Source organism: Methanomethylovorans sp. (genome assembly GCF_041305605.1).
Lineage (GTDB): Archaea > Halobacteriota > Methanosarcinia > Methanosarcinales > Methanosarcinaceae > Methanomethylovorans.
In genome coordinates this window covers 1-5,683 of record NZ_JBFYLB010000114.1, presented here as the reverse complement: position 1 = coordinate 5,683, position 5,683 = coordinate 1, and the positions used below count along the sequence as shown (strand labels likewise).

The 5,683-nt window shown below is 45.5% G+C and carries 5 protein-coding genes and 1 pseudogene; all 6 read right to left on the bottom strand.

All coding sequences use genetic code 11. From position 1 onward, the window contains the following. A pseudogene (locus ACCM36_RS07155) lies at window positions 1-287 on the bottom strand (rRNA biogenesis protein); the annotation flags it as partial. A gap of 1 nt (window position 288) precedes the next feature. After that, complete coding sequence (locus ACCM36_RS07150; protein WP_370573066.1) at window positions 289-1,257, bottom strand: beta-ribofuranosylaminobenzene 5'-phosphate synthase; 969 nt, start codon at window positions 1,255-1,257, stop codon at window positions 289-291. A gap of 70 nt (window positions 1,258-1,327) precedes the next feature. Further along, the gene (locus ACCM36_RS07145; RefSeq protein ID WP_370573065.1) at window positions 1,328-2,023 is read right to left on the bottom strand and encodes a DUF2953 domain-containing protein; all 696 of its coding nucleotides are present in this window, start codon (window positions 2,021-2,023) and stop codon (window positions 1,328-1,330) included. An 82-nt stretch (window positions 2,024-2,105) separates the two neighbouring features. Beyond that, entirely contained in the window at window positions 2,106-2,549 is a 444-nt protein-coding gene (locus ACCM36_RS07140) for a GerW family sporulation protein (protein ID WP_370573064.1), read from the bottom strand. A gap of 68 nt (window positions 2,550-2,617) precedes the next feature. Beyond that, the gene (locus tag ACCM36_RS07135) at window positions 2,618-4,795 is read right to left on the bottom strand and encodes an ATP-dependent DNA helicase (RefSeq protein WP_370573063.1); all 2,178 of its coding nucleotides are present in this window, start codon (window positions 4,793-4,795) and stop codon (window positions 2,618-2,620) included. Window positions 4,796-4,832: 37 nt separating this feature from the next. After that, complete coding sequence (locus ACCM36_RS07130) at window positions 4,833-5,483, bottom strand: type IV pilin (protein ID WP_370573062.1); 651 nt, start codon at window positions 5,481-5,483, stop codon at window positions 4,833-4,835. Window positions 5,484-5,683: the final 200 nt, after the last annotated feature.

Genomic DNA, 5,683 nt, shown 5'->3' with positions numbered 1-5,683 from the left:
GCCTGGATGATGCGCTTATCATCGGTATCTGTCATGGATATCTGATGCTTTGCCGCTATTATGCATACTTCCCGCAGCAGCACGTCGTAATCCTCGTCAAGTTCAACAAAACCACAATCAATAGCTAGTTCCCTCAGGTCCAGGCCATGTGTGGGCAGCCCTTCGTTTTCCACAGCAAGCAGCATGTGCTCAGCCAATCGTTCAGGATCTTTTTCCAGCAAGCAACATTCCTCAACCTCACAGCTTTCGGAAATCGTCAGCGTACCGAACCATGTAACTGTCTTCAACTCATTCCTCCCGGATAGAAGCCCCGGTGTTGTTGGCTCTGGTAATTATCACTTTACCCCCGATGGTGCTGTCCAGGAAAGCCTGTGCATCCTCCTGCAGATAAGCCGCATCCTCGGGATTATCCGTAAAAGCATATACTACAGGCCCGAAAGAGCTCATGCCTGCACCATAAGCACCACTGTCCTGCAAAAGCTCGATAAGATCCCTGACGGCCTGGTGCTGCAACTGTACTTCCCTCTGCTTGAAACCAATGGTCTGAAGACGGTTGGTGGCCTGCCCGAAGCTCTCAATATCCTTTTCCATAATAGCAGGCATCATTTTCATTAACACGATATGGGCTACGGCCTGTGCTTCGTGAAATGGGATAGGACATTCCTTCCTGAATATATCCACTTCCTGGGAATCATGAGCTCCGATGTGTATGTCCTCGCCCGGTAAAGCCAGTACTATCTCCCAATCTGGGAAATCCTCCCTGAAAAGCACGGGTGCCGGAGGTGTTTTGCTTGCCGAGGATGGGGAGAACGAACCCTTATCCACGAACTTATGCCCGCCATCAACTATGAAACCGCCTTTCTCAAAAGATGCAACACCAATACCTGAAGTGCCACCGCGACCTACGGCAATGGCCAGCTCCCGCACGCTCAAACCCAGGTCATACAGCCTGTTCACAGCAGCAGCAACTGAAAGAGCTGCCTGGGTCCCGGAACCACAACCCACATGAGGAGGCATATCTTCTTCTATGGTCACCCTCACACCCTGACCCTCTGGAAGCAAGACCCTGGCCGCTGCCTTCATGCGCTGTGCGAGCAAAGAGTGACCTATGATCTCTATGTCATCAGCGATCTCCGCTGAGATCACCACATGGGGATGGTCAATTGATATTCCAACCCCACCGTCCACTCTTCCAAGCTCGGCATTCATATCTATAAGACCCATGTGAATTCGGGAAGGGGACTTTACTCTGATCATCCAGGTCTTAATCATCCTGCATATTATTAAACTTTGACACTTGGATCTCGATATGGACTTTATATAGTGCTCATCTATAGGTGCGTACCAATAACCAGCCCGTTCTGAGCACACCCCGATCAAGTGCAAAACGCAGGAATACAGGAATGAATCTGTAAATACGCAGTCTTACATCAGCCATCAATTGCATATCCAGCACCTTTTCATCGAACCTGGGTTCCAGAAAATAAGAAAAATCCTGCCAGTAATGATGCAAGGATCCAAATGCCCCAAAAAGAAAACCACACAACATCCCTGTATCAGCCGGATTGGGAAGTCCAAAAGAGATATCACATCTGCCACAATACAACCTGATGTTGCGCATGGTGCCCCTGAAAAGCCTAAACAGAGGGGGTTTTATAGCATTAAATATCTTAATAATGTCCTTTGCCTTCAGTTCTTTTTTCTTTTTTGTACTTTTTGCTTCATTTGTGATCTTTCCTTCAGGCGCTATATCCACATCCTTTACAGTAGCAGGGCCGGATTTTTCCATTTCTCTCTTTTTATCGGCATCTTGATCTTTCTCTGGAGCGGAACTTTTAGGCTCAGTTGGATAGAGCACTTTGGAATAGGACAGGAAGAGCCATTTGATGACTATCTTTCCTGAAATATCCTGATCTTTTTTCTTCAGGTCCACTATCAGGTCTATAGCACAGAAAAATACAAGCAACGCCATCAGTAGGATTATCAGCGCCGCTACCTGTACAACCTGTATTGCAGTGAACATGGTACGCCCGGATCAAAGAAAACTACAACGGACCAGAAATAAGAGATATAAATGTAAAATATATCTCTATCCTCTTTCCGGTTTACTGCCCTTCTACCTCTATTTCAACAGAGCTTTCACTTTCGTGAGCTGGCTCGGTACCGTTGCTATCTTTACCCTTGTCCTTTTTCCCCTTCATGGTCTTGATCTTCTCGATAAGACCGGGAACTGATTCCAGGAGAATGCCAATATCAGACTTACCGGAAATAGACATCAAACGAACTTCATCTTTGGATACGACTATGAAAGCCACAGGCTCTATCTTTGCGCCTGCTCCGCCACCGCCACCAAAACCTTCTTCGTTGTCTTTGCTCTTTCCCTCTCCACCACCTGTACCGAAACCAAAGGAAACCTTGGTCACGGGAATGATGGTCGTATCCCCAACTGTTACGGCATCACCCACCACTGTCTTGGTGCTCACAAGTCTTTCAAGTTCACTGGACACTTCTTTCATCAGGTCTTCAAGTCCCATGGTATTTACTCCCATAAAAGTCGATAACTACGTTTTAGAGGTTTATGGCCCATACATGATATAAATTGCCCTGAGATTCCTCATTATGAATTGTCTTGGAAGAAGTTCATCAATGAGAACTTCACCTTCTCAGGCTGCACGTCCACAAACTCTTCTTTTTCATCCGGCGGGAATATCTCAAATACAGCGAACTTTCCATATCTTTGGCGGGAATCTGTAAGGAAGCGGCCGTCAAGTAATATCCTTACTCCATAATCCACAGGAGAACGCACGACCCTGCCCATGGCCTGCCGTATCTTGCGGATAGTAGGGATCTGCACAGCATAGTCCCAGCCGGTTCCGAACCCGTAAGAATGGTCATAGGCTGACTCCACGGCATTCATCCTGTCATTGAGGGCCGGATAACCTACTCCCACGATTATGACCGTTCTGCCCCTGCCATCCCTAAAATCCACTCCCTCACTCAATGTACCCCAGAGATATGAGAAAAGCACACCTTTTCCTCCTTTCTCACCAAGTTCAAAAAAAGCTTCTCTCACTTCATGAGAAGATACTCCAGCCTCATCCAGGAACGTGGGTACGTTCAGGCTGTCGCCAAGTTTTGAATAGTATCTCCTGGTCTCAGCTGCGCTCTGGAAAAAGATGATTACATTACCCTTGGAATTCTCGATAGAATCTACCAGCACCTGCTCCACAGCTTCCAGAGCATGAGGATCATCCCTGCTTCTTGCGAACAAAGGAGGAACATCTACCGCTATAGTAAGACGTCTTTCAGGAGGAAATGATGTGCTGTAGGCAAGTTCACAAGTGTCTCGTTTTATACCCAGTGTGGCCTTCACCATATCAAAAGGTCGCAGCGTGGCAGACATAAGAATGACCGAGAACACAGAAGTAAAAAGGGGCTCAGTCACATTGCTGGGAATACAGGTGAAAAGTTCCAGGCGTCCGTATACCTCATCGTTCAGGTCCCTGCGCACATTCATGATGGGATAGTAGCGATGATCGTTTGACAGGACAAGATATGAGGATAGAAAATCTGCAGCATAGCGTATATGTGACCTTTTGAGTACTTTGCTCAGGCCCTTCTTGTACTGCTCTTTATACTCCTCATCAAGCATTTGTCCGAACTCGCTTGCCTCGGAGAGCACAACCTGTATGGCAGCTTCATCCTTAAAACCCATTTCCAGTGCCTGTCTCATGAACCTGCCTCTTACCATGTCATTGCGTTCATAAGGATCGCTGATGCGCATATCATACCAGAGCCGACCCACTCTTTCCCTTTCACCGAACTTGAACCTGTTGTTGTATGTCTCCCGGATGATATCATTTAACATTTTGAACAATTCAAATGCACGGCTTTCAGGCATTTGATCATGATTGGCTTCTATTTCTGCAACAGCTTTTTCAATAGTATGTTCGGTGATGGTTATAGATGAATGCGAACGTGCTGCAGATTCAAGGTTGTGTGCCTCATCAAAGATCACTATGACATCCTGTGGCTCCTTGTCCAGCCAGGTAAGCAATGTTGCGAATATCTCCACACTCAGTACATGATGGAAATTGCAGATAATGAGATCTGCATACTTCAATTCCCTTTTAAGCAATTCATAGCCACACATCCCTCTTTTTGTGGCATATTCATTAATTTCCTCGGGAGCGCGCACATCAGCAAAAAGCCACTGCCTGAATACCTCACTTTCAAAGCGCAGTACTTCATAAAGGTCATTGCATGCTCTTTCCCTTACACTACGAACCTTTTGTTCGGCTGCTTCTATTTCATTGAACAGGGCATCTCTTAAGGCTATAAGGGCCGGGTCCCTGGAACGTTTGTAATTCTCCGAGGCAGACTTAAGCTCCTTTTTCTTCAGATCGATTTCCTTTTCCAGCTCTATCAGCTCAAAGGTATTATCCCTTTTTATCCGGCACTCCTCGTAATCGACCTCATGGGAACACATGGCAGCCTTACCCTTCACTACTGCCACCTTGACCTCATTTCCCTGTTTTATCTCTCTGGCCTCATTAATGAATTGTACCATCTGTTGATGCACATTAGTTGCAATTATAACCGTTTTCTGCAGTTGTTTGCCCACATAAAGTGCCGGAGCAAGAGAACTGAGGGTCTTACCAGTACCGCAAGCCCCCTCGAAGAGTATGACCTCTTTTCTAAGAAGTGCAGAATATATCCTTTCCATAGCATCCTGCTGGTTAGGATAACAGTTCTCCTTGGGAAAATATTGTAAGTATCCTCTCTGTCCGCTCATCGCACTACCTTATACCTTTCTATACTAATAATTTGGGTTAGATCTTCTTTGCGGCCATAACATTTGCATTACAGCCTGAAATCAACCTGCCAGATGGATTTTCTATGATTTTCACGGTAACTTCTGTTCCCTTCTTAAAACCGAAATTATTTGAAGTATTTGTGATGCTTCCCACCTGCACTGTTACTGTTGAATTGTGTCCCAGGCCATCGTCGCCATTGAGAAGGATAACTTCTCCCGCAGACCAATAACCGTCTGCTATGCAAGGGTTACTTGTAACATAATGTGGTTCTTTACCTGCAGGACCTAGGTCTAAGTATGTTGCCCGTATATCTCCATCCACAATTTTCCCTCCATGTGCCACTACCCCGGTATAACTGCTACCCTGGCCAACAATAACGATTCGTATGTTTTCAAGGGGTAAAGGATCACCTCCTTCATGCGCCAGCGTTATGAAATTCTCCTTGTATCTGACCTCATTAGGCACGCCACCTTCTATTAATTCTATTTCCACATCAGCTGTTAGCCCTTTTTTTAGCGGGTTAGGTACTCCGGCAAGTGAGACAGCAGTAACACCTATTAACAATAGGGTAATAACCAACATCAACAAAGTTCCTACCACAGGACTTACGCCTTGGTCTGTAAGATTAAACTTCAGAAAATGGGAAAAGAGTCGTTTTTGGCCCATAAGTTGAATTACAGAAGACTAACTATATAAACTATTCTAAAATAATTAAACACTCGTGGAGAGCCATTCATGCGTACTGTTTTTACAAAGTGAAATGCAAAAAATAAAAAATAGCAGGCAGAATAAAGCAGCCTGCCGTCAAAAAATAGTCACTTGAGCAATTCTCTCTACTTGATCCTTATCATCCCTTTTGGTCTGAT

Coding starts and splice junctions, on each gene's coding strand:
- ACCM36_RS07130 (WP_370573062.1), bottom strand. CDS start 5,483: ATGGGCCAAAAACGACTCTTTTCCCATTTTCTGAAGTTTAATCTTACA.
- ACCM36_RS07145 (WP_370573065.1), bottom strand. CDS start 2,023: ATGTTCACTGCAATACAGGTTGTACAGGTAGCGGCGCTGATAATCCTA.
- ACCM36_RS07140 (WP_370573064.1), bottom strand. CDS start 2,549: ATGGGAGTAAATACCATGGGACTTGAAGACCTGATGAAAGAAGTGTCC.
- ACCM36_RS07150 (WP_370573066.1), bottom strand. CDS start 1,257: ATGATCAGAGTAAAGTCCCCTTCCCGAATTCACATGGGTCTTATAGAT.
- ACCM36_RS07135 (WP_370573063.1), bottom strand. CDS start 4,795: ATGAGCGGACAGAGAGGATACTTACAATATTTTCCCAAGGAGAACTGT.